This is a genomic window from Streptomyces cirratus (genome assembly GCF_014650775.1).
Classification (GTDB): Bacteria; Actinomycetota; Actinomycetes; order Streptomycetales; family Streptomycetaceae; genus Streptomyces; species Streptomyces cirratus.
This window is the reverse complement of record NZ_BMVP01000002.1, coordinates 65,739-86,781: the sequence shown is the minus strand read 5'-3', so window position 1 is coordinate 86,781 and position 21,043 is coordinate 65,739. Positions and strand designations below refer to the sequence as shown.

The 21,043-nt window shown below is 71.6% G+C and carries 20 protein-coding genes and 1 pseudogene; 5 read left to right on the top strand and 16 right to left on the bottom strand.

Features of this window, described 5'->3' with window-relative positions; translation table 11 throughout:
* Positions 1-208 precede the first annotated feature (208 nt).
* Genes IE207_RS05290 through IE207_RS05280 form a run of 3 tightly spaced genes read right to left on the bottom strand, consistent with a single transcriptional unit; the run spans position 209 to position 3,461 of the window.
* Positions 209-1,105 (bottom strand): acyl-CoA dehydrogenase family protein, encoded by an 897-nt coding sequence (locus IE207_RS05290; protein ID WP_190182876.1) that lies wholly within the window; start codon positions 1,103-1,105, stop codon positions 209-211.
* A 5-nt stretch (positions 1,106-1,110) separates the two neighbouring features.
* Positions 1,111-2,265 (bottom strand): acyl-CoA dehydrogenase, encoded by a 1,155-nt coding sequence (locus tag IE207_RS05285; protein ID WP_190182875.1) that lies wholly within the window; start codon positions 2,263-2,265, stop codon positions 1,111-1,113.
* Positions 2,265-3,461 (bottom strand): amidohydrolase family protein, encoded by a 1,197-nt coding sequence (locus IE207_RS05280; protein WP_190182874.1) that lies wholly within the window; start codon positions 3,459-3,461, stop codon positions 2,265-2,267. Before IE207_RS05280 ends, IE207_RS05285 begins: the two co-directional genes overlap by 1 nt.
* Positions 3,462-3,594: 133 nt before the next feature.
* Here IE207_RS05280 and IE207_RS05275 point away from each other — a divergent pair, with 133 nt between their 5' ends.
* Entirely contained in the window at positions 3,595-5,301 is a 1,707-nt protein-coding gene (locus IE207_RS05275; protein WP_229873377.1) for a class I adenylate-forming enzyme family protein, read from the top strand.
* 169 nt (positions 5,302-5,470) lie between these two features.
* On the opposite strand, the gene IE207_RS05270 is transcribed toward IE207_RS05275, so the two are convergent.
* The 8 genes and pseudogenes from IE207_RS05270 to IE207_RS05235 form a co-directional block, all read right to left on the bottom strand.
* Positions 5,471-6,217, bottom strand: coding sequence for a hypothetical protein (locus tag IE207_RS05270; protein ID WP_190182873.1), 747 nt, complete (start codon positions 6,215-6,217; stop codon positions 5,471-5,473).
* 278 nt (positions 6,218-6,495) lie between these two features.
* Complete coding sequence (locus IE207_RS05265) at positions 6,496-7,251, bottom strand: DUF2182 domain-containing protein (RefSeq protein WP_190182872.1); 756 nt, start codon at positions 7,249-7,251, stop codon at positions 6,496-6,498.
* Positions 7,248-7,862: a DUF1326 domain-containing protein gene (locus tag IE207_RS05260; RefSeq protein WP_190182871.1), complete on the bottom strand. Its 615-nt coding sequence runs from the start codon at positions 7,860-7,862 to the stop codon at positions 7,248-7,250. Before IE207_RS05260 ends, IE207_RS05265 begins: the two co-directional genes overlap by 4 nt.
* A 264-nt stretch (positions 7,863-8,126) precedes the next feature.
* Positions 8,127-8,684 carry a type VII secretion system-associated protein gene (locus IE207_RS05255; RefSeq protein ID WP_229873375.1) on the bottom strand — a complete coding sequence of 186 codons (558 nt, stop codon included), beginning with the start codon at positions 8,682-8,684 and terminating at the stop codon, positions 8,127-8,129.
* Entirely contained in the window at positions 8,677-9,099 is a 423-nt protein-coding gene (locus IE207_RS05250; RefSeq protein ID WP_190182870.1) for a hypothetical protein, read from the bottom strand. Before IE207_RS05250 ends, IE207_RS05255 begins: the two co-directional genes overlap by 8 nt.
* Positions 9,089-9,259 (bottom strand): annotated as a pseudogene (locus IE207_RS05245) (DUF6507 family protein); the annotation flags it as partial. The gene IE207_RS05250 and the pseudogene IE207_RS05245, both read right to left, overlap by 11 nt.
* Before the next feature lie 83 nt (positions 9,260-9,342).
* The gene (locus tag IE207_RS05240; protein WP_190182869.1) at positions 9,343-9,873 is read right to left on the bottom strand and encodes a hypothetical protein; all 531 of its coding nucleotides are present in this window, start codon (positions 9,871-9,873) and stop codon (positions 9,343-9,345) included.
* Between the two features lie 68 nt (positions 9,874-9,941).
* Positions 9,942-10,421 (bottom strand): MarR family winged helix-turn-helix transcriptional regulator, encoded by a 480-nt coding sequence (locus IE207_RS05235; RefSeq protein ID WP_190182868.1) that lies wholly within the window; start codon positions 10,419-10,421, stop codon positions 9,942-9,944.
* A 109-nt stretch (positions 10,422-10,530) separates the two neighbouring features.
* Here IE207_RS05235 and IE207_RS05230 point away from each other — a divergent pair, with 109 nt between their 5' ends.
* The gene (locus tag IE207_RS05230) at positions 10,531-12,006 is read left to right on the top strand and encodes an MFS transporter (protein WP_190182867.1); all 1,476 of its coding nucleotides are present in this window, start codon (positions 10,531-10,533) and stop codon (positions 12,004-12,006) included.
* Between the two features lie 130 nt (positions 12,007-12,136).
* Here the strand turns inward: IE207_RS05230 and IE207_RS05225 are convergent, their stop codons facing one another.
* A complete protein-coding gene (locus tag IE207_RS05225; protein ID WP_190182866.1) occupies positions 12,137-12,661 on the bottom strand; it encodes an EF-hand domain-containing protein in 525 nt (174 codons plus the stop codon).
* A gap of 317 nt (positions 12,662-12,978) precedes the next feature.
* On the opposite strand from IE207_RS05225, the gene IE207_RS05220 reads away from it, so the two are divergent.
* Both IE207_RS05220 and IE207_RS05215 read left to right on the top strand, forming a co-directional pair.
* Positions 12,979-13,557: a sigma-70 family RNA polymerase sigma factor gene (locus IE207_RS05220; protein WP_190182865.1), complete on the top strand. Its 579-nt coding sequence runs from the start codon at positions 12,979-12,981 to the stop codon at positions 13,555-13,557.
* Positions 13,554-14,807: a maleylpyruvate isomerase N-terminal domain-containing protein gene (locus IE207_RS05215; protein WP_190182864.1), complete on the top strand. Its 1,254-nt coding sequence runs from the start codon at positions 13,554-13,556 to the stop codon at positions 14,805-14,807. Before IE207_RS05220 ends, IE207_RS05215 begins: the two co-directional genes overlap by 4 nt.
* A gap of 179 nt (positions 14,808-14,986) precedes the next feature.
* Here IE207_RS05215 and purU read toward each other — a convergent pair whose 3' ends face one another.
* Complete coding sequence (gene purU / locus IE207_RS05210) at positions 14,987-15,865, bottom strand: formyltetrahydrofolate deformylase (RefSeq protein WP_190182863.1); 879 nt, start codon at positions 15,863-15,865, stop codon at positions 14,987-14,989.
* Positions 15,866-15,879: 14 nt separating this feature from the next.
* Complete coding sequence (locus tag IE207_RS05205) at positions 15,880-16,326, bottom strand: SCO4402 family protein (protein ID WP_190183578.1); 447 nt, start codon at positions 16,324-16,326, stop codon at positions 15,880-15,882.
* Positions 16,327-16,522: 196 nt separating this feature from the next.
* On the opposite strand from IE207_RS05205, the gene IE207_RS05200 reads away from it, so the two are divergent.
* Complete coding sequence (locus IE207_RS05200; protein ID WP_190183577.1) at positions 16,523-17,803, top strand: ABC transporter substrate-binding protein; 1,281 nt, start codon at positions 16,523-16,525, stop codon at positions 17,801-17,803.
* Between the two features lie 102 nt (positions 17,804-17,905).
* Here IE207_RS05200 and IE207_RS05195 read toward each other — a convergent pair whose 3' ends face one another.
* Together IE207_RS05195 and IE207_RS05190 are read right to left on the bottom strand one after the other, a co-directional pair.
* The gene (locus IE207_RS05195) at positions 17,906-19,414 is read right to left on the bottom strand and encodes a hypothetical protein (protein ID WP_229873374.1); all 1,509 of its coding nucleotides are present in this window, start codon (positions 19,412-19,414) and stop codon (positions 17,906-17,908) included.
* A 105-nt stretch (positions 19,415-19,519) separates the two neighbouring features.
* On the bottom strand, positions 19,520-20,902 hold the full coding sequence (locus IE207_RS05190; protein WP_190182861.1) for an NsdA family TPR-like regulatory protein: 1,383 nt from the start codon (positions 20,900-20,902) through the stop codon (positions 19,520-19,522).
* Positions 20,903-21,043: the final 141 nt, after the last annotated feature.

Sequence of the window (21,043 nt, the reverse complement as noted above, 5' to 3'; positions counted from 1 at the left end):
CGCTTCGGGCATATTCCAGCGCGAAGGAGTAGGCCTGGTGCATACTGTGCGACGCTCACGCCGCGGGGCCGCTCGCATTCGTGGGAGCGTACCGGAGCGCGCCCCCGACTCCGGTCGGTAAGGGGGCAACCCAAGGACACAAACCGATATCAACTCTGTGTAATCGGACATGAGTCCCGGCTCGTTCCTTCCGTTGCCGAACGGGGCCTCAGCCGTCGGCGCCCAGCAGGTCCGCCGCCAGCAGTTCCTCCGCCTGCGCCGCCGTGCGCCACTGCTCCGCGCGGACCCAGGCCCGCTTGAGGTGGAGGTGGACGTCCGCCTCCCAGGTGAAGCCCATCCCGCCGTACACCTGGAGGCAGTCCCGGGCCCCCTGCACGGCCGCCTCGTCGGCCAGCAGTTTCGCGGCCGCGATCTCGGCGCCGTCGCCCGTCAAGGCCGCCGCGTACACCGCCGTACGGGCCACCTCCGCCCGCACCAGCATGCCCGCGCACAGGTGCTTGACCGCCTGGAACGCCCCGATCGGCTGCCCGAACTGCTCGCGCCGGCGGGCGTGGGCCACCGCCAGCTCCAGCGTGCGCAGGGCGCTGCCGAGCTGGAGCGCGGCCGTCAGCAGCGCGCCCTCGTCACGGTACGGACCGGCCCGCCCCGGCCGGGCCACCCGGTGCAGCGGGGTCAGCGGGTCCACCGAGCGCACCGGCTCGCCCTCGGGCAGCGCGGGCGCCCCGAGGACCGCGTCGGCCTCCGCCAGGTGGGCCACCAGCGGGCCGTCCAGGTCGAACGCCGTCACCACCGCCGTCCCGGCCGCGGCGCCCGGCACCACCCCGGCCGCCAGGAACGTGGCCACCAGCGGCCCCGGCAGCAGGGCCCGGCCCGCCTCCTCGAAGACCAGGACCGCCTCCGGGAGCCCGAGCCCGACCCCGCCGTCCGCCTCCGGCAGGCGCAGCGCGAAGAACCCGGCCCCGCCCAGCTCCCGCCACAGCCGCCGGTCCACCGCGACGCCCGCCTCCACCGACGCCCGCAGCGCCTCGCGCCCGTACCGCCCCGCCAGCAGGTCCCGTACGCCCGCCCGCAGGTCGCGCTGTTCCCCGGTCGGCTGGAAGTCCACGCCGCTCACCGCCCCTTCGGCAGGCCGAGGACGCGCTCGGCGACGATGTTCCGCTGGATCTGGGAGGTGCCCGCGGCGATGGTGTACGACAGGGACGAGAGCCGGTCCAGGACCCACTCCTCGTCCAGCGCGAGGGAGCCCGCGCCGAGCACCTGCGCCGCGGCGTCGTACAGCTCTTGCCGCGCGTGGGAGTACGCCAGCTTGAAGACGCTGCCACCTGTGCCGGGCACGCCGCCCGAGCGCTGTGATTCGCTGACGTTCCACTGCGTCAGCCTCCAGAGGGCGCCGAGTTCCCCGTGGAGCCGTCCGAGGGTGCGACGTAGGACGGGATCGTCCCAGCGCCCGTTCTCCTTCGCGGCCCGGGCCAGCAGGGCGAGCGTGCGGCGGCACGCCACCACCTCCCCCACGAAGGCGGTGCCCCGCTCGAAGGACAGCGTCACCATCGTGACCCGCCAGCCGTCGTTCTCCGCCCCCACGCGGTTCTCCACCGGCACCCGCACCTCGTCCAGGAACACCTCCGCGAACTCGGCCGACCCCGCGAGGGTGCGCAGCGGCCGTACGGTGATCCCGGGCGCGTCCATCGGCATGGCCAGCCAGGTGATGCCACGGTGCTTCGGCGCCCCGGGGTCGGTCCGCACCAGCAGCTCGCACCAGTCGGCGACCTCCGCGTGCGAGGTCCAGATCTTCGAGCCGCTGACCACGTAGTCGTCGCCGTCGCGTACCGCGCGGGTCCGCAGTGACGCCAGGTCGGAGCCGGCGTCCGGCTCGCTGAACCCCTGGCACCACATCTCGTCGCCGCGCAGCACCGGCGGCAGCCAGCGCGCCCGCTGTGCGGCGGTGCCCTCGGCGGCGATGGTGGGCCCCGCGTGCAGCAGTCCGACGAAGTTCGCGCCGACGTACGGGGCGCCCGCCCGTTCCGTCTCCTCCAGGAAGATCAGGTGCTGGGTGGGGGTCGCGCCTCGCCCACCGGCGTCGAGGGGCCAGTGCAGGCCTGCGTACCCGGCCTCGTACAGCCGCCGCTGCCAGCCCGCGTCGTAGGCGCGGCGGCCCGGCCAGTCGTCGGGGGACGGCCTGGGGGGCAGGGCGGGCAGCTCCTTGGCGAGCCACTCGCGCAGCCGGGCGCGGAACTCCTGCTCCTCGTCGGTGTAGGTGAGGTCCACTACTCGTCCAGGTCCAGGCCCAGCATGCGGATGGCGTTGCCGCGCATCAGCTTGTAGACGGTCTCGTCGTCGAGGCCCTTCACGTGGTCGAGGGCGACGTCCTTGGTGTGCGGGAAGGTCGAGTCGACGTGCGGGTAGTCGGTCTCGAAGGTCGCGTTGTCGCGTCCGACGACGTCGAGCGAGGCGATCCCGTGCTTGTCGCGGAAGAAGCAGCAGAACATCTGCCGGTAGTAGTACGTGGACGGCGGCTCGGGGATCAGGTCGCGGACCCCGCCCCAGGCGCGGTGCTCGCGCCACACGTCGTCGGCGCGTTCGAGGGCGTACGGGATCCATCCCATCTGGCCCTCGCTGTAGGCGAGCTTGAGCGCCGGGAACTTCACCAGCACCCCGCTGAACAGGAAGTCCATCATCGAGGCCATCGCGTTGTTGAAGCTGAGCGAGGCCTGGACGGCGGGCGGGGCGTCGGGGGAGGCGGCGGGCATCTGGGAGGAGGACCCGATGTGCATGTTGACGACGGTGCCGGTCTCCTGGCAGACGGCGAAGAAGGGGTCCCAGTAGCCGGAGTGGATGGACGGCAGGCCGAGGTAGGTCGGGATCTCGGAGAAGGTCACGGCGCGCACGCCCCGCGCGGCGTTGCGCCGGATCTCCGTCACCGCGAGGTCGACGTCCCAGAGCGGGATGATGCACAGCGGGATCAGCCGGCCGCCGCTGTCGCCGCACCACTCCTCCACCATCCAGTCGTTGTACGCGCGCACGCAGGCGAGGGCCACTTCCTTGTCGTGCGCCTCGGCGAAGGTCTGGCCGCAGAAGCGGGGGAAGGTGGGGAAGCACAGGGAGGCCTCGACGTGGTTGAGGTCCATGTCGGCGAGCCGGGCCTTGGGGTCCCAGCACCCCGGCCGCATCTCCTCCCGCGTGATCCCCTCCAGGGTCATGTCGTCGCGGTCGAAGCCCACGGCGGCGATGTTGCGCTTGTACGGGAACTTGAGGTCCTCGTAGATCCACCAGTCGGTCGGGGGGCCGTCGGGATCCATGGAGATCACGTACTTGCCGCTGGTGTAGACGAGATCGCCGATTCCCGCGGTCAGCGCCTTCGGTCCCCGGTCGCGGTACTTGGCCGGCAGCCACACGTCGAAGAGGTGGGCGGGTTCGATCACGTGGTCGTCGACGCTGATGATCCGAGGCAGTTCCGTGTCCATGATGTCCGGTGTCCCCTCGCCGTATCTGATGGACCGTCAGAAACAAGCTAGCCCCGGCACCTCTGGACCGGCAAGCGCCGGGGCCCTACGCTCTCGCCAGATCTGACACAGCGTCAGCCAAGGGGAGGCCGGGATGACGGGAACGGACGACGGCGCGGGGGCGGGGGCGGCGGCTACGGGGGCGGGGGCGGGGGCGAGGGCGGCGGCTACGGGACCGGAAACGTCGACCGCCCGGACCCCCGAGGACTCCCGGACCCTCACGGAGTCCCGGACCCTCACGGAGTCCCGCGAGACCGCCCGCACCCTCGCGCACGCCCGCACCCTCTGGGACCTCGTCGCCCGCCGCGCCGCGCTCACCCCCAGCGCCCCCGCGCTCATCGAGGCGGCCCCGGACCCGGCCCATGACCGCACCCTCACCTTCGGCGCGCTCCACGAGCGCGCGGAGCGGGTCGCGGCAGGCCTCCACGGCATGGGAGTCGGCCCGGGCACGGTCGTCGCCTGGCAGTTGCCGACCCGCATCGAGACGGTGCTGCTCTCGCTCGCGCTGGCCCGGCTCGGCGCCGTCCAGTCGCCCGTCATCCCCTTCTACCGGGACCGCGAGGCCGGCTTCGCGCTACGGGAGTCCAAGGCGGAGTTCTTCGCCGTCCCCGGGGAGTGGCGCGGCTTCGACCACGCGGCGATGGCCGCCCGGCTCGGGGCGCGGGGCGTCTTCCGGGCCTACGAGGACCTCCCGGACGGCGACCCGGCCGGCCCGGCAGCACTGCCCGCGCCACCCGCCTCCGGGACGGACGTGCGCTGGATCTACTGGACCTCCGGCACGACGTCCGACCCCAAGGGCGTGCTGCACACCGACCGGTCCCTGATCGCGGGCGGCTCCTGCCTCGCGCACGCCCTGCGGCCCGGGCCGGGGGACGTCGGCTCGATCGCCTTCCCGTACGCCCATATAGGCGGCCCGGACTACCTGGTGATGCTGCTGCTGTACGGGTTCCCGGCAGTGCTGTTCGAGAAGTTCGCGATGCCGGACGCGCTGGAGGGGTACCGCCGCCACGGCGTCACCATCGCCGGCGGCTCCACCGCCTTCTACTCGATGTTCCTCGCCGAGCAGCGCAAGGACCCCGCCACGAAACTCATCCCGAGCCTGCGGCTGCTGGCGGGCGGCGGCGCACCGAAGCCGCCGGAGATCTACCACGCGGTGGTCCGGGAACTGGGCTGCCGGCTCACCCACGGCTACGGCATGACCGAAGTCCCGATGATCACCATGGGTGACCCGGACGACACGGACGAGAACCTCGCGACGACCGAGGGCCGCCCCCCGCAGGGGATGTCGATCCGCATCACGACCCCGGACGGCACCCCGCTGCCGCCGTCCACCGACGGGGAGGTCCGCCTGCGGGGCGAGGCGGTCTGCCGGGGCTACCTGGACCCCGACCGGTCGGCGGAGGCCTTCGACGCCGACGGCTACCTGATCACCGGCGACCTCGGTCACCTCACCCCGGACGGCCACCTGGTCCTCACCGGCCGCAGCAAGGACGTCATCATCCGCAAGGGGGAGAACATCTCGGCGAAGGAGATCGAGGACCTCCTCCACCTGCTCCCGGACGTCAGCGACGCCGCCGTCATCGGCCTTCCGGACCCCGAACGCGGCGAACGCGTCTGCGCGGTGGTCGAGCAGCCGCCGTCAGCACCCCCGTTGACGCTGACGGCGGTCACGGCCCACCTGCGCGCCCAGGGCCTGTCCCCGCACAAGCTCCCGGAACAACTGGAACTCGTCGAAGCACTTCCCCGGAACGACGCCCTCCGAAAAGTGCTCAAGTACAAACTCCGCGAGCGCTACGCGTAAAGACACTGCACGTAGAGGCGCTGACGTAAAGGCGCTGCGCGCAAAACAGGGGCGCCGGCCTCCGGGCCCGATCATCAAAGGTTTCCGGAGGCCGGCGAATGCGGTTCCCTGGTGGGGGAAATTCGGATATCCGCCGCACCCGATCTCAATCCGTGGCCGGCATCTGCAATTAGATGTTCTTCAGGTACCCGCTCTTGAACCCGTATGCGTTGGCGACGACCTGCTGGCGCTTGTCGATCTCGACGCCGAAGCCCTTGTAGATGATCGAGCCTTCCCAGACCACCTGGCCGATGGCGTTGCCGCTGGCCAGCTGGGCCTTCGGGACGCCGTGGCCGATGGAGACGGCGCCGTTGAAGTTGCGCTTGCCGCAGTCGGCGTGGTCCACGCGGTCGATCTTGGAGCCGTTGGTGTGGTAGTTCACCCACACGCTGAGCTTGGTGATGGTGATGCCGAAGATCTTCTGCCGGACGGTGTAGGTGGTGTCCCACCAGCCGGCGTGGAGCTTGCCCGCGGCCGAGATCCCGGAGGCGTCGCCCGCGTCGGCGGTGAAGGCGGCCTCACTGTCGGAGGCGATCTGCACGTCACCGCCCTTGAGGTTCACCAACTGGTGGACGGGGGCGGGGTTGGCCGTCTCGGGAACGTCGGCGACCTCTTCGAGGAGGGCCTTGAGGTTCTCGGGGTCCTCGGCGTAGTTGAGGAACTTGACCTGCTTGTCGTGGGTCAGGGCGTCGAAGTCGCGCAGCGCGTCGGCGGCGCCTTCCTCGGTGCTGCTCTTGAGGCTGTTCTGGTAGGCGGCGATGCGCATGCCGTCCTGCGAGATGAGCGAGGCGCTGGCGTTGGCGGTACCCATCAGCGTGGTGGCGGCGACGACGGCGAGAACGGCAGCGGTGCGGCGGGGGGTTATGACCTTGGACATGGCTGAGCGGAAGCCCTTCACGTTGGGGGGTGGCTTGCGAAACTCAGCTAACCAGCGGAACAAACGGTTCCCGCTCAACAGATCCTCAGATTTTTGATCTTCGTCGAGCGCGCATGCACACAGGTCGTAAACCCCGGTCCATAACCGGCAGTCGGGCAAAAAGGTGCGCCGGCGCCCGGCTCACCACGAAATGAGGACAGTCGACCTACGCGGTGCGCCGACACCCCGGGGGCCGACATCGAAGTAAAGGCCCACCGGAGAATTCGGGCGACGCACCCTCACATCCCGGCCGTGCCACCGCCGGTGAGGCCCGGGGCCAGCGCCGGGACCCAGAAGACGGCGACGGCCAGGGCGATCGAGGCGATCCCCACGGCACGGGCCACCAGCCGACCGGCCGGAGCGAGTTTTTCGGCGGTGATCACGGCGGCCAGGACCACCATGGCCCACAGGTTCATCACACCGAACGCCGCCAGCAGCACCATCAGTGACCAGCAGCAGCCCAGGCAGAAGGCCCCGTGGTGCGCTCCGGCACGCAGATCGCGCGAGGCCCTCGGGTACGAGGCGTAGCGCAGCATCAGGCCGATCGGCGAACGGCACCTCGCCAGACAACGGTCTTTGAGGGGCGTGAGCTGGTAGACGCCGCTGACCGCGAACACGGCCGCGGCCACCGCCGTCCCCGCCGCGGGGGGCAGGCGCGCCGCCCGGCCGAGGCCGACGGCCAGCGCGTACGCCGGCAGGCCGGCCGCGGCCCAGACGAGCAGGTAGGCGACGGTGAAGACGGCCATGCGCGGTGCCCGGTGCACGGTGATGGTGCGTGCGTACAAGGCGGCGACGGGTGCCGTGGCGGGCAGCATCATCGCGGTCATCATCAGCGTCCACACGGCCAGGAAAGCGCCAAGGCCCAGGCCCATGGTGCCGGGCATCGCCGGCATACCGCCCCAGCGCGTCACCATCCAGACCCAGGCGGCGGCCGCCACGAGCAGCAGTCCGACGGGGGCCGCCCGGATGCGGACGGCAGCCGGCCCACCGGTCATCCGGACCACGTGAAGGGAGCCGCGTGTCCGTTGCCGCCGGTGAAGTCCCAGGACCGGCCGTACACGCCCTCACCCGTCGCCCGGGTGGAGCGGGCGATCGTCAGTGTGCTGTTCACCGGGTGGAACATGCCCGTGAGGCGCATCACCGGGCCGTCCTCGCCGAACTGCGGGGCGATCTGGTCCTCGATCTCGATGTCGATGGCGTCGCCCACCCGCGCGGCGTGGCGGCGACCGTCGTCGCGGTACTCGATGGGGACGCGCTCCACGCCGAGGACCTCGCCGATGAGCGGAGTGAGCCCCGCCATCGGGCCGCCCGCCTGGCCCGAGAAGACCTTGCCCAGCGCCTCCGCCTGGCCGTCGTCCGCCGAGGCGTCGACGTACAGCGCCACCTGCCAGCCGCCCTCGGCCATCACCCGCGGCCCGTCGATGAAGACGGCCACGTTTCGGTCGGAGACATCGACGTCCTCCACGTTCCCGCTGTCCACGTGGAACGCGAAGGTCACCTGACAGCGCTCGTGGTCGGCCGGTGCGGTGAGGCCGGAGGTGGTGCAGGGGCACACCACGTCACAGTTGCAGCTCTCCAGATACGTGCCGTTCAGATTCCAGGGCATGGCTCTTCCTCCCTGTTTTGCGGTCCCCGGGGTCAAGGGGATGCATGGAGAGGTCCGCTCCGCCCCGGTGCCGCTCTCTTCCAGGCTATTCCCGACGGCCCCCCACGCGCAGATCCGCTGTCGGCGCAGCTCACCGGCCTGATCCCGAGGTCTTGGCGACGGCCGACCTGCCCCGCCCCACCAACCTGCCGGAGCCCCTCTCGCCCCGAAGCCGCGGCCGCCCATGCCGGCGAGGGCCGCCGCGCACCCGGGGCAGAAGCCTGGCTACAGCAGATCGGTGACAGGTATTACCACGGAGGCAGAGCTGCCGGGATTTATTTTGAAATACGTGTCGATCGGCATGCTCGCCGCCAGGCTCCTTGCCGCCACCCTCCGCAGCTCCGGCACCTCGGTTGGCGCATACCTGGGATGAGTGAACACGGGCAGAATTTTCCTGGCGCCCTCTTCCGGGTGAACGTCGAGGTACACGGTCGGCTCGGAGGGGACGAACACGAAGGCTTCTGTAAGCATCCGGACGATGTCGGCCTCACTGCCGTACCGGGTAGCGGCAAGCGGGATGGCAGAATCCACCGCATCGGTCGGCTCGGGCATTCCCATGCTGCGCGGAGAAGGTCGATATTTTGAATTAGGAGTGAATTGATCGGTTATTTCGCCCCGTCCGTCGACCCTCCACGCGCCGAAGATGGCATACGGCGGGACACGACCGGCCGGGTCGACAAAGGGATCAATCGCGTAGACCCAGGAGCCAGGATTTCTTGACGCTTCCGCTCGCATCGATTCCGTTATCCACTCCACGGGCGGCCTTAGCACTGATTCACCCACTTCCCTCACTCCTGAGTCTGTCCACAGAGACACGCTGCTCTTCCACATAGGCGAGTCGGCCGTATTCGGAGCTCGGCACAGGATCGAAGATCCCCACTGTAACCGGCCGGTCGGTGACCGGCCAGCGGTACGCTTTCCTCCCGCCGCCCATCTCCAGCGCCATTCTGCTGGGATACACATCCCGGCAGGCCCCCTCAACTGCAGGCTTCAATCCTGCTTGCTGAAGGTCAGTCCGCACCTTGGCCAGCGCCTCAAAAAGATTCCAGGCCACGTGTTCGACTACTTCGTCCCTGTCGGAGATGCGTACCGCATAGGACGCTGCGGAAAATCCCGCCTCTACCCTTCCCAGCAAACACCCGTCTTCGGAAACTAGAACGATCTCCGAATCATGTAGAATTTCCATCTCACGGAACACGTTCAGCCTCGGGGCGGTAGTTTGAATTCGGGATGAGATCACCCACCTCGCCGGTCTTCGCCGCGTCCTGCGCGTGCTTGGCCGCGTCCAAGTCGCCCTCGATGTACTCGTTCGTCGCCTTCGCCGCACCCGGCACCGCGGCCTGGATCCGGTCGACCAAGTATGACCAATGCTCTCAACAACTCTGGCTCCGAGCCCGTCAAATACCGCATCGGTGGCGGGAATCGCGCGCCCGTGAGGGCCTCAGTCCCGGTCCAGGGCGTCGAGAGCGACCGGGGAGAGGGAAGGGATCGGTGGGGTAGCCACGTGGTCTTGCCATGAGGTGAGGCGGACGCGGTGTGCCACGAAGTCGATGAAGCCGTTCTCGATGCAGAATCCGCCGCCGCGCTCCAGCAGGAGGACGAGCGGCTCGAAGGGGTCCGGCAGGGGCGGGAATCTACCCAAGGACTCGCTGGGAAGCGACGCCCAGTGGAGAGCCGCCCGGCTTGCCGCGCCGACGAGGAATCCGCTCGCATGCTCGGCCAGGAACGTGTCCAGCCGGGCCGCGAGCGCTGCTTCGGCGCGCACCCGCGGGTCGACTCGGCGGGCGATGTCGAAGAAGGGCCAGTTCTCCGGTCGGCCGACGCCGAAGACCGGGTGCGGGTCGCTCTTCTGGAACTCCCGCACCCAGAGCGCCGCTCTGCGGAGGTACTCGCGCATGAGGCGGGCGCGGGACGCACCGTGCTCGACGTCGTGCTCGGCGGCCCGCCAGTCGATGGCGACGATGCGGTCCACCAGGCGGTCCGGGCGCTCACGGGTGGGCGAGGCCGGTTGCCCTCGCTCGGCCCCGGCCTCGGCGGGCGTCACTGGCGGGCGCGGCGGGCCGCGCGGGACGTGTCGGAAGGAGTGTCGAGGGCGCCCTGCGCGAGAAGGCCGAGGATGCGCGTCAGGGCCTCGCGGTCGGCGGGTGATAGGGAGCCCAGGGCGTCGGCGTGCACCTGGTCGACGATGCGTTGGCTCTCGGCGGCGACGGCGGCGCCCCGTTCGGTGACGGCGATGACGCGGGCCCGCCGGTCCTTGGTGGAGGGGCGACGCTCGGCCAGTCCGGCCTTCTCCAGCGCGTCGACGGTGACGACCATCGTCGTCTTGTCCATGTCGCCGATCTCGGCGAGCTGGATCTGGGTCCGTTCCTCCTCCAGCGCGTGGACGAGGACGCAGTGCATGCGGGCGGTGAGCCCGATCTCGCCAAGGGCCGCAGCCATGCGCGTGCGCAGGACGTGGCTGGTGTGGTCCAGGAGGAAGGAGAGGTCGGGCTTCGTCCGGGCGGGTGCCATCGCGGTCATGGACCCAGCCTAGCAATTAGGTCCGCGATAAATCGTCTACAACGAAACCATCTGCTACGGTCTCACCATCGCTCGTTCTTCCGCCCCCTCACCGGAGAGAGACAGACCGATGTCGACCCTCACGCGCATCCCCCTGACCGCCGCCCGGGGCCCGCGCTCCCGCTGGACCGCCCTCGCCGTACTCTCGACCGGCGTCCTGATGACCGTCCTCGACGGAAGCATCGTCACCGTCGCGATGCCCGCCATCCAGGATGACCTCGGCTTCACCCCCGCCGGCCTCAGCTGGGTCGTCAACGCCTACCTGATCGCCTTCGGCAGCCTCCTGCTGCTCGCGGGCCGGCTCGGCGACCTGATCGGCCGCAAGCGGATGTTCCTGGCCGGGACCGGCGTCTTCACGGCCGCCTCGCTCATCGCCGGGTACGCGGCCTCCCCCGCCGTCCTGCTGGCCGCGCGGTTCCTCCAGGGCGTGGGCAGCGCCATGGCCTCCGCCGTCAGCCTCGGCATCCTCGTCACCCTGTTCACCGAGCCACGCGAACGGGCCAAGGCGATAGCCGTCTTCTCCTTCACCGGCGCGGCCGGCGCCTCGCTGGGCCAAGTGCTCGGCGGGGTCCTCACCGACGCGCTCGACTGGCACTGGATCTTCTTCATCAACCTGCCGATCGGGGTCGCCGCGCTGCTCCTGGCACTGCCCTCGATCCCCGCGAGCCCCGCCACCCCGACGCCGTCCGCCGGCGCCGGTGCGGTCGGAGGCCGCCTGAGTCTGAGGGCGGGGGCCGACGTTCTCGGCGCGGCACTCGTCACGGCCGGGCTGATGGCGGGCATCTACAGCGTGGTCAAGGCGGAGGAGTACGGCTGGTCCTCCGCGCACACCCTCGGCCTCGGGGCGTCGGCCCTGGTGCTGCTCGCGGCCTTCGCCGCGCGACAGGCGACGGCCCGTACCCCCCTGATGCCGCTGCGGATCTTCCACTCCCGAGTCGTCGTCGGTGCCAACCTGGTGCAGATGCTGATGGTGGCGGCGCTGTTCTCGTTCCAGGTCCTCGTCGCCCTCTACCTCCAGAAGGTGCTGGGGTACGGGGCCGCCGCGACGGGTCTGGCGATGCTGCCGGCCGCCGTGGTGATCGGAGCGGTCTCGCTGGGCGTCTCGGCCCGGCTGAACTCCCGCTTCGGTGAGCGCGCCGTCCTGTCGGCCGGGCTCGGCCTGCTGGTCGTGGCCCTGGGTCTGCTCACCCGCCTGCCGGTGCACGCCGACTACGTGTGGGACCTGCTGCCGGTGATGCTGCTCGCCGCCGGCTTCGGCCTGGCCCTGCCGGCGCTCACCGCCCTGGCCATGTCACAGGCCGGCGAACAGGACGCGGGGCTCGCCTCCGGACTGTTCAACACCACCCAGCAGATCGGCATGGCCCTCGGCGTGGCCGTCCTGTCGACCCTGGCGGCCTCCCGCACCACCACCCTGGCCACCGCCGGCCTGAGCCCCGCCGAGGCGCTCACCGGTGGCTACCACCTGGCGTTCGGCATCGGAGCCGGCCTGCTGCTCAGCGCGATGGTCATCGCCGCGACCCTGCTCCGGGGAGAGCGCCGCGGCTGATGATGTTCCACGTGAAACCACGCCCCGCCCGGGGCAGGCGTCGGCCGTCGGGCTCCAAGCGTCGGACGTCGGGCTCCAAGCTCAGGCGTCGGGCGTCAGGCGTCGGGCGTCGGGCGTCAGGCGTCGGGCGTCAGGCGTCAGGGGCGGCCACGCCGCAGTAGGCGGCGAAGGCCGTGAGGATCTCGTCCTCCGAGATGCGGCCGTCGCCGTCCGCGTCCAGGGCCGTGGCGATCTGGGCCGCCGGCTCCGGCGGGGTGCCGAGGACGCGCAGCACGCGGGTCGCCGCCGCCGGGGTGGCGCCGGGCTCCGCGCCGTCTTCGGAGGCCACCGCGATCACCGCGCGCAGGAACGGCCTGGCGATCTCCGCGAAGCGCTCGGGGTTGTCCCGCAGCCGCTTCACCGCGCCCGTCACGAACTCCTCGCGCGACACCCGCTGGTCACCGTCGACGTCCGCGATCCCGGCCATGCCCTGCCAGAACGCCTCGGCGCCCGCGAAGACGGCCTGACCCTTGTCCGACCGCGCCCGGACGCCGAATTCGGCCAGCACGGCCCGCGCGGCCACGCTGAAATCCTCGCGGTCGATGAAGCCGGACCCGTCCTGGTCGAAGGTGGCGAATCGGGATGCGATCTTGCGCTCGTACTCTGCGCTGTCCATATTCGGCGTTCCGCCTTCACATGTGCGTGTGGGTGCAGTTGAGGTGCAGTTCAAGACAAGGCAGGAGCGTACGGCCTCGGTGGCCCGCGCGTTAAGCCGAGCCGTCGGGGAGATGGCCGCATCGAACCCGCGCACGGGAAGCGCGGCAGGGCGCGTACTGATGTGCCTATGCGGGCGTCATGTTCCGGCCCGAGAGCGGGCAGTGCCCTAGCACGACGGGGACACTTCCCGGGTGGGCTTTCATCGAAGACGGGCGCATCCCGCCACGTGCCGACTACATTCGACGGGTCGACACACGGCTGGGGGCTGGGGGCACTATGCCGAAGGACGTACCACCGCGCTGGGACCGCCGCATGCAGCAGCGCCTCGCCCGCGGCGAGGCCGCCGCGCTCGGGGAGCTGTACGACCGCTTCGCCTCGCTCGTGCACAGCCTCGCGCACCGGGTGCTGGGCGACGAGACGGCCGCCGACCGGATCACCCGCGAGGTGTTCGGGTACATCTGGGAGAACCCGGACGCCTACGACCCCAAGCAAGGGTCCCTGCGTTCCTGGGTCGCCCGCATCACCCAGGGCCAGGCCGTGGCCCGGCTGCGCCAGGCCGAACTGGGCCGCGGCTCCCGCGAGGAGCTGGAGCAGAAGGTGCGCAGCGCCAACGCCGCCGCCCGGGCGGACTACATCGTCACCTCCATGCCGGCACCGCTGCGCTCCGCGCTGGAACTCGCGTACTTCAAGCGGCGCGACTACCGGCAGGCCGCCGCCGACCTCAAGATCAGTGAGGACGAGGCGCGGCGCCGGCTGCGCCTCGGGCTCCAGTTGCTGTCGACCGCCAACGCCCTCCCGCGGGAGGACACCGCCCCGCCCGGATACGGCCCGCCCGGATATGGAACGCCCCGATGACCGGCCCCGCCGAAGACGCGCCCGACGACGGTTACGAGCGGCCCGTGGGCGGTGCGGCGCGGATACCGGGCCCGCGCGGGGCCGCCGACGACCTCCACCCGCTTCCGGTGCCGAGGCCGGTGCCCGCGCCTCAAGACGTCCCCGAACCGCCGCCCACGCACGCCGTACTGAAATCCCTGCTCGGCGCGTGGGCGCTGGCCGCCTGCTCCGCCGAGGAGACCCAGGCGGTGGAGGACCACCTCACCGAGTGCGCGCCCTGCGCGGAGGAGGCGCTGCGCCTGCGGGACGCGGTGGGGCTGCTGCACCCCGAGGAGAGCCTCGACCTCAAACCGCTGCTGCGCTCGCGGGTGCTGGAGGACTGCCTGGGCAAGCGCCCGGCCCGCATCCCCGTCCCGGCGTGGGCGACCCCGTACGACACGGAGACCGCGCGGCTCGACGCCCTGCTACGGGACTTCGGCGACGCCGAGTGGCACACGCCCGTACAGCTCAAGTGGTTCGGGGACGAGCGGCGGCGGTCGCGGGACACCACGGTGGCGGGGGTGATCGGCCATCTCCTGACCGTGGACGGGCTCGTCGCGACGGCGCTCGGCCTGGACGACCCGCTGGGCGCGCAGGCACCGGCCGGCGGTACGACGCGGCGCACCGAGTTCTTCTGGGACTCCGATCGGCATCCGGCCACCGGGCAGGTCCGCGAGCCGTGGCGGGAGCAGGGGCACACCCTGGTCCGTACGGTGTCGTTCGCGGGCCACGGGGTGGCCGAGCTGGCGGTCGACTACGGGAGCTTCGCCCTGCCGCTGGGCGACGCGTTCCTGGAGCGGGCCTTCGAGTGCTGGGTGCACGCGTGGGACATCGCGGAGGCGGTGGACTACCCGTACGATCCGCCGTCCGGACCGCACCTGCACCGCATGATCGACCTGGCGGCGCGCCTGCTGCCCGCCGCGCTGGCCGAACGGCGCCGCGCGGGTCTGGCGGGGCCGGCGCGCGGCCTGGTCGCGGCGGGCGCCCCGGGGCGGACCCTGCACCTGGAGATCGAGGGCGCGGGCGGCGGCGGTTGGGACATCGCGCTGGACTCCCCTGCGGCGAAACCGTCGTCGGACCACACGGTGGCGGAGATCGCGCTGGACGGCCTGGAGTTCTGCCAGCTGGCCGCCGGTCACATCTCCCCCGAGGATGCGGCGGCGGGCCAGCACGGCGACCGCGAGGCGATCCGCGACGTCCTCTTCGCGGCGGCCTCCCTCAGCCGGCTCTAGCCTGCGGCCGGTTCGGCTCCTCGCCGGCGGTTGAGGCGCGAGCCGTGTGCCGGGGCTCCGACCCGGGCTCAGCGCCTCAACCGCCCCGGGCTGCGCGCCCCAACCTCCCCGGGTCCCGCGCCTCGACCTCCCCCGCTACCGCTGGGAGGTGCCCCCACGAGGCGGACATCGCCGACCGGTCAGGCGAAGACGACCGTCCGCGTGCCGTTCAGCAGCACGCGGTGCTCGCTGTGCCACTTCACCGCGCGGGCCAGGGCTTGGCACTCCACGTCCCGGCCGATCGCCACCAGCTGCTCCGGGGTCACCTCGTGGCCCACCCGCTCGACCTCCTGCTCGATGATCGGCCCCTCGTCCAGGTCGGCCGTCACGTAGTGCGCGGTCGCGCCGATCAGCTTCACGCCCCGTGCGTGCGCCTGGTGGTACGGCTTCGCGCCCTTGAAGCTCGGCAGGAAGGAGTGGTGGATGTTGATGATCCGCCCGCTCAGCTCCCTGCACAGGGTGTCCGACAGCACCTGCATGTACCGAGCCAGCACCACCAGCTCGACGTTCTGCGCCCGCACCAGCTCCAGCAGTTCCGCCTCGGCGTCCGCCTTGGTGTCCCTGGTCACCGGGATGTGCACGAACGGGATGTCGTACGAGCCGACCAGCTCCGCGAAGTCGGTGTGGTTGGAGACCACCGCGGCGATCTCCACCGGCAGCGCCCCGATCCGCGACCGGAACAGCAGGTCGTTCAGGCAGTGCCCGAACTTCGACACCATCAGCACGATCCGCATCCGCTCGTCGGAGCGGTGGATCTGCCAGTCCATCTCGAATGAGTCCCCGATCGCGGCGAAGCTGGCCCGCAGCTTCTCCACGGTGACCGGCGCGTCCGCCTCGAAGTGCACCCGCATGAAGAACAGGCCGGTGTCGCGGTCGCCGAACTGCCGGCTGTCCTCGATGTTGCATCCGGTCATGAAGAGGTAGCTGGACACGGCATGCACAATGCCCTTTTTATCCGGGCAGGAGAGGGTCAGGACATACTGCTGCGGCTGCGCCTGGCGCTGCGGGTCATCGCTCATGACGGCAAAGCCTTTCACACCGCGCGGGTGAGGATCCTCAGTACTTCGATCGAGCTGGGCGCGGCGTCCGGATCTTCCCCGTCCGCCGTCGCGAGCCGTACGTGCGCCTCGCGCGCCGCGCGCACCGCCTCGGGCCAGGCGTGGTGCTCCAGGTACGCGGACACGGGCGCGTCCGGACCGACCTGGTGCAGGATGCGCAGCACGCGCAGGACCGCGAGGTCGACGAGGGCCGCCTCGCCGGAGTCGCGGAAGATCGTGCCGACGTACTTCTCCGCCGACCAGCTGTCGAGCCAGGTGTCCTCGACGAGCCGGTACACGGCGTCGGTGACGTCTCCGTACCCTTCGACACCGGCCTGCCAGACCTCCTCCTGGAACACCGGGTCGGAAAGCATGTGCAGCGCCGAGCGCACGTTGCTGCGCCAGCGCCACCACGGCATGTCGTTGAGGGGCATGCCGCCCATGGTGGAGGAGCGGCCGCCGCGGCGGGAAGAGTTCTTCGAACCTTGGGCGAATGTCACGCTTTCGATCGTACGTTCCCCCCAGGCGCGATCTTGAAGCACCTGTGTGTGCCGCGGCCCCCGCAATTCACCTCCGCGTCACCGAATGTTGTGTACACCTCATGCCCGCGTTCCCCCTGGGGCGGAATGGTGCATGAACATGACCGACCGGCGACGCACGACCTCCCTCTCCCGCACCTTCCTGGCCACGGCGATGGGTGCGTGCCTCGTCGCCGGATGCGGGCTGGTCCCCGGGGGCTCGGGGGGCTCCGGGGGCACCATCACCGTGATGACCTTCGCCCCCATCGGGACGCAGGCGACCAACATGCCCGGCATGCCCGGCATGGCCAAGGCGTACGAACGCTGGGTGAACGCCAAGGGCGGCATCAACGGCCACAAGCTGCGCGTCCTGACCTGCAACGAGAAGAACACCCCCACCGGCGCCGCCGACTGCGCGCGCCAGGCGATCGCCGAGAAGGCCGTCGCGGTCGTCGGCTCGTACAGCCAGCACGGCCGCGCCTTCATGGCCCCCCTGGAGGCCGAGGGCATTCCCTTCATCGGCGGCTACGGGGTCTCCTCCGAGGAGTTCGAGAGCACCCTCTCCTACCCCGTCAACGGCGGCCAGCCCGTGCTCCTCGCCGGCGCCGGACACCAGCTCGCCAAGACCTGCACCCAGGTGGCACTGGTCCGGCCCGACACCCTCGCGGGCGATGCGATGCCCGTACTGCTCAACGCCGGGCTGCGGGCCAACAAGGTGCCGGACTCCGCCGACATACGGGCGGCCGAGGACGGCGCCGACTACACGGCCGAGGCCCGGGAGGCGCTGACCGACACCACCGGCCCCGCCGCCAAGGACCGGGGCTGCGTGACGGCGGTGCTCGGCGAGCGCACGGAGACCTTCCTCGACGCGTTCCGCCGCACCGACGAGAAGCGCAAGAAGCCGCAGATCGCCTCCGTCCTCGGCAGCGTCAGCCAGGCGCTGGTCGACCGCACCGGCGGCCGGGAGAGCCCCTTCGAGGGCGCGTACCTCACCAGTTGGTACCCGGTGTCGGGCGACCCGCTGTGGGGGCCGATGCGCAAGGTGATCTCCGAACGGGCCTTCGGGGACGACACCGTGGACCCCGACGACAGCGGGACGCAGACCACCTGGATCGCGTACACCGTGCTCAGCGAGATCGTCGGCCGCCTCAAGGCCGACGAGGACGTCACCGCACGCAAGATCGCCAAGGCCCTCAACCAGACCGCGGGCGTTCAGACCGGCGGCCTCACCCCCGAGCTCAGCTGGCGCGACCAGGACGTACGGGCCGTCGCCGGCTTCCCGCGCATCTCCAACGGGCGGGTCACCTTCCAGGTCGTCCAGCAGGGCCGCCTCGTCGCGCAGCCGGGCGAGGAACCCCAGGACATGACCCCGACCCTGGAGGCGGCGCCACGCGCGGCGTGAGACCGGGCGGCTTGACAGGCCGAGCGGCTTGACAGGCCGGGCGGTTCGACAGGCCCGGCGGTTCGAGATCGCGCGGTTTCAGACCCCGGGCTCAGGCGGCTCTCACAGCTCGGTCTTGTCCCGGCGGGTGAGCCCGTACTTGGCCGCGATCGAGTTCCACATGGTCGCGGCCGACTCCTTGGCCCGTGTCGCCTCACCGCTGGACTTGTTGGCGTCGGCGGCGTTGCCGGTGGACTTGGCCTTGCCGTCCTTGCACGTGCCCTTGTCGTGGCCGACGTCGTCCGCCCAGCCCGCGTAGCTGCGGTCGGCGGCGGCCGAGGACTTCCAGGCCTTGGTCAGGGCGGCGGCGAGCTTCACGTGGTCGGGCAGCTCGTCCATCTTCAAGTCCTGTAGCCGGGTGACCATTTCCTCGCGCTGACGGGCCGCGTCCCGCAGGTCCAGGGCCGCCTGGTCGAGGTTGCGGCAGCTCTTGATGTCGTCGACGGCCTTGATCACCGCCGCCCGGCTCTCGTTGCTGTCCGCGAGCACCTTGTCGAGCTGGACGGCCTGCTGGCGGGCCGGGTCGACCTGGGCGTCCCCGGCCGCCGTCGCGCCGGAGCCGGTCGGCGCGGGGACCGCCGCGCCCGGGTCGCTGTTGGCGGCCTTGCCGCCGTCGGCGAGCAGCGAGCCGACGCCGAGCCCGGTCACGGCGAGGCCGATGACCGCGGCGGCGATGACCCCGGCCGACACCTTGCGCGGGGGCGCGGGAGGCGGCGGGGGCGGCGCGGGCGCGTACTGCTGCCGGGGCGGTACGGGTCCCGCGGGAGGTCCTACGGGGCCCCGCGGGTGCGGGGCCCGGTGCAGCACGGGCTCCTGGACGGGCGGCAGCTGCTGGGTGTGCCCGGCGGCATCGTCGCCGCCGTCGCTGCGGAAGAGGCCGTCGAAGCCCTGTACGGCCGAGTCCCCGGGCGCTGCCGGTACGGGGGCGATGAACTGCGTCGCCGCCTCGTGGTGCGCGGGCGCTGCCGGGACCGGGGCGATGTACTGCGTCGCGGCCTCATGGTGACCCGGGACCGGCGGGATGTACTGCGTGGCCGCCTCGTTGTGGGCGGGCGCTGCGGGGACCGGGGCCATGTACTGCGTCGCCGCCTCATGGTGACCCGGGACCGGCGGGATGTACTGCGTCGCCGCCTCGTTGTGGGCGGGCGCTGCCGGGACCGGGGCGATGTACTGCGTCGCGGCCTCATGGTGACCCGGGACCGGCGGGATGTACTGCGTCGCCGCCTCGACCGGGCCGGGCGTGCCCGGTATGGGCGGGATGTACTGGGTCACCGCCTCCGGCAGCGGTGGGTACCCGTAGCCGTGCGGGTCCCCCGGACCCTCGAAGCCCGGGCCGACCACGTGCCCCGGCGGCGGGTACCCGTACCCCGGCCCGGGGGCGTACCCGGACGGGGCCTGCGCCGGGTAACCGTAGGCGGGGCCGCCCGGCGTGCGGGGCTCCCGCGCCCCGTACCCCGGGTGCTCCGGCTGCTGCGCGCCGTCCGGCTGCGACCCGTACCCCGGGTCCCGGCCCCACGGGGCGCCGGCCTGCGGGGCGGCCTCGTGGCCGCTCCCCTGTCCGCTCTCCGTCACCGGGAACTCCTTCACCGACCTGCCCGCAACGTACGGAACCGTCGGCCCACGCTACCCGGTCACCGGCCGCCCCCGTCAGTCCCGCCGGGAGCCCCGCCCCCGGCCTCAGGCCACCGCCACCTCCAGCCGCGCCGCGAACTCCCGCACCGCCGCCTCCTCGCGGTACGGCTCCAGCCGGGCCCGGAAGTCTTCCAGGTACTCCGCCCCGCGCCGGGTCCGCAGCGATTCCAGCAGGTCCGCGGCCTTCGCCGCCGTCTGGCAGGCCTGCTCCACCTCCCGCTGCTGGACCTGCGCCGCCGCCAGCAGCAGCAGCCCGATCGCCCGGCGCCGCGCCTTGGTCTCGGGCAGGCCCCGCAGCGCCTCCTCGGCCCGTCTGGCCGCCGCGTCGGCCTGGCCGAGGTCCCGGTGGCAGTGGGCCAGCTCGTCGGCGAGGTAGGCCTGGTCGAAGTGGCGGATCCACACCGGATCGTCCCCCGACTCCGGCTCCGCCCGCTCCAGCGCGGTCACCGCCCGCCCCGACAGCACGGCCGTGGCCCGGGCGTCACCCAGCAGCGCGTGCCCGCGCGCCTCGGCGGCGTAGAACATGGCCTCCACTCTCGGGGTGACCTGCCCGCGCGTGCCCTCCTGGGCGGCCCGCGCCAGCTGCGCGATCTCCCTGGGGTTGCCGAGTTCGGCGGCGAGGTGGCTCATGGACGCGGCCAGGACGTAGCCGCCGTACGCGCGGTCGCCGGCCGCCTGGGCCAGCCGTAGCGCCTGGATGTAGTAGCGCTGGGCCAGGCCCGGCTGGCCCGTGTCCACCGCCATGTAGCCCGCCAGTTCCGTGAGCCGGGCCACGGCCGCGAACAGCGCCCGCCCGACCGGTTCCCGGTAGGAGCCGCCGATCAGCCCCGACACGACGGAGTTGAGGTAGTGCACCACCACCGGGCGCACGTGCCCGCTGCCGAAGCGGTGGTCGAGTTCCTTGAGGGCCTCGGTGGTGGCCCGTACCGCTTCGACGTCGGGCATCCCGACGCGCGAGCCGCTGTTGCGGGCCACCTGCGGGTCGGCGCCGGTGATCAGCCAGTCGCGGCTGGGTTCGACGAGGGCGGAGGCGGCCACGCTGGATCCGGAGAGGAAATCGCGGCGGCCGACGTCGCTGCGCCACAGCTCGCAGACCTGCTCGATGGCGCCGACGACGGTCGGGGAGAACTGCAGGCCGACGCCGGAGGCGAGGTTCTTGCCGTTGGCCATGCCGATCTCGTCGATGGTGACGGTCCGGCCGAGTTTGCGCCCGATCGCCTCGGCGATGATGCCGGGCGCCCGGCCACGCGGCTGCTGGCCGCGCAGCCAACGCGCCACGGAGGTCTTGTCGTAGCGGAGATCGAGGCCGTGCTCGGCCCCGCACATGTTCACGCGCCGGGCGAGCCCGGCGTTGGAGCACCCGGCTTCCTGGATGAGCGCCTGCAGCCGTTCGTTCGGCTGGCGGGCGAGGAGAGGCCTGGCTGCCATGAAAACCCCCTGAAGCCGCGGGAGAGCGATGGAATGATCACTTCCCGCCTGATGTGCGGAGAATCTTCCTCTCTGCGTGGTGTCGCTACCCACGGACCGCGCCCCGGGCTCCTACGCGCCCCCGCACGTGCTTCCGTGCGC

Coding starts and splice junctions, on each gene's coding strand:
- IE207_RS05235 (WP_190182868.1), bottom strand. CDS start 10,421: ATGACCGCGATGGCACCCGCCCGGACGAAGCCCGACCTCTCCTTCCTC.
- IE207_RS05200 (WP_190183577.1), top strand. CDS start 16,523: ATGACCGACCGGCGACGCACGACCTCCCTCTCCCGCACCTTCCTGGCC.
- IE207_RS05215 (WP_190182864.1), top strand. CDS start 13,554: ATGACCGGCCCCGCCGAAGACGCGCCCGACGACGGTTACGAGCGGCCC.
- IE207_RS05260 (WP_190182871.1), bottom strand. CDS start 7,862: ATGCCCTGGAATCTGAACGGCACGTATCTGGAGAGCTGCAACTGTGAC.
- IE207_RS05190 (WP_190182861.1), bottom strand. CDS start 20,902: ATGGCAGCCAGGCCTCTCCTCGCCCGCCAGCCGAACGAACGGCTGCAG.
- purU (WP_190182863.1), bottom strand. CDS start 15,865: ATGAGCGATGACCCGCAGCGCCAGGCGCAGCCGCAGCAGTATGTCCTG.
- IE207_RS05280 (WP_190182874.1), bottom strand. CDS start 3,461: ATGGACACGGAACTGCCTCGGATCATCAGCGTCGACGACCACGTGATC.
- IE207_RS05265 (WP_190182872.1), bottom strand. CDS start 7,251: ATGACCGGTGGGCCGGCTGCCGTCCGCATCCGGGCGGCCCCCGTCGGA.
- IE207_RS05270 (WP_190182873.1), bottom strand. CDS start 6,217: ATGTCCAAGGTCATAACCCCCCGCCGCACCGCTGCCGTTCTCGCCGTC.
- IE207_RS05225 (WP_190182866.1), bottom strand. CDS start 12,661: ATGGACAGCGCAGAGTACGAGCGCAAGATCGCATCCCGATTCGCCACC.
- IE207_RS05275 (WP_229873377.1), top strand. CDS start 3,595: ATGACGGGAACGGACGACGGCGCGGGGGCGGGGGCGGCGGCTACGGGG.
- IE207_RS05205 (WP_190183578.1), bottom strand. CDS start 16,326: ATGGGCGGCATGCCCCTCAACGACATGCCGTGGTGGCGCTGGCGCAGC.
- IE207_RS05220 (WP_190182865.1), top strand. CDS start 12,979: ATGCCGAAGGACGTACCACCGCGCTGGGACCGCCGCATGCAGCAGCGC.
- IE207_RS05230 (WP_190182867.1), top strand. CDS start 10,531: ATGTCGACCCTCACGCGCATCCCCCTGACCGCCGCCCGGGGCCCGCGC.